Source organism: Nitrosomonas sp. Nm34, from assembly GCF_900113925.1.
Classification (GTDB): Bacteria; Pseudomonadota; Gammaproteobacteria; order Burkholderiales; family Nitrosomonadaceae; genus Nitrosomonas.
On record NZ_FORD01000145.1, the window covers coordinates 1 to 1135 of the forward strand.

Genomic DNA, 1135 nt, shown 5'->3' on the forward strand with positions numbered 1-1135 from the left:
CATGTGGATCATGGCAAGACGACATTGACGGCAGCCATTACGATGGTATTGACGAAAAAATTTGGGGGAGAGGCGAAGTCGTATGCTCAGATTGACTCTGCGCCGGAAGAGCGTGCGCGGGGAATTACCATTAACACGTCTCACGTAGAATATGAGACTGAGAAGCGTCATTATGCGCATGTGGATTGCCCTGGTCACGCAGATTATGTAAAAAATATGATTACCGGCGCAGCTCAGATGGATGGGGCTATATTGGTCGTATCAGCTGCTGACGGGCCGATGCCTCAGACGCGCGAACATATCTTGCTGGCAAGGCAGGTTGGCGTGCCGTATATCATAGTCTATATGAATAAAGCAGATATGGTAGATGATCCTGAGTTGCTTGAGCTGGTGGAAATGGAAATACGTGAGCTCTTGTCTAAATACGATTTTCCGGGGGATGATACACCGATCATTGTGGGTTCGGCATTGAAGGCGCTGGAGGGAGATCAGAGTGATATTGGCGAGCCCTCCATATATAAATTGGCGGATGCGCTGGATAGTTATATTCCTGAGCCACAGCGAGCCGTAGATGGTGCTTTTATCATGCCGGTGGAAGATGTGTTTTCCATCTCCGGGCGGGGTACGGTTGTAACGGGGCGTGTCGAGCGGGGTATCATTAAAGTAGGTGACGAGATTGAAATAGTGGGTTTGAAGCCGACATTGAAGACGGTGTGCACCGGTGTGGAGATGTTTAGAAAGCTACTTGATCAAGGGCAGGCTGGCGACAATGTGGGAATATTGTTGCGAGGCACTAAGCGGGAAGAGGTTGAGCGTGGTCAGGTGCTTGCAAAGCCTGGGAGTATATTGCCACATACGAAATTTACCGCAGAGATATATGTTTTAAGTAAAGAGGAAGGGGGAAGGCACACGCCATTTTTTGCTGGTTATCGCCCTCAGTTCTATTTCAGAACAACAGACGTTACGGGATCGATAGAGCTTCCAGCAGGCACTGAGATGGTCATGCCTGGGGATAATATTTCGGTGACAGTCAATCTTATTGCTCCCATTGCGATGGAAGAAGGATTGCGGTTTGCAATCCGTGAAGGTGGCAGAACTGTTGGGGCGGGTGTGGTAGCTAAAATTATTGAGTAGA

General features: G+C 49.0%; 1 protein-coding gene. It reads left to right on the forward strand.

The features are described from left to right. A partial coding sequence (gene tuf / locus BM283_RS17795) for an elongation factor Tu (protein ID WP_254776445.1) occupies positions 1–1134 on the forward strand: 1134 nt, incomplete at its 5' end. Position 1135 lies beyond the last annotated feature (1 nt).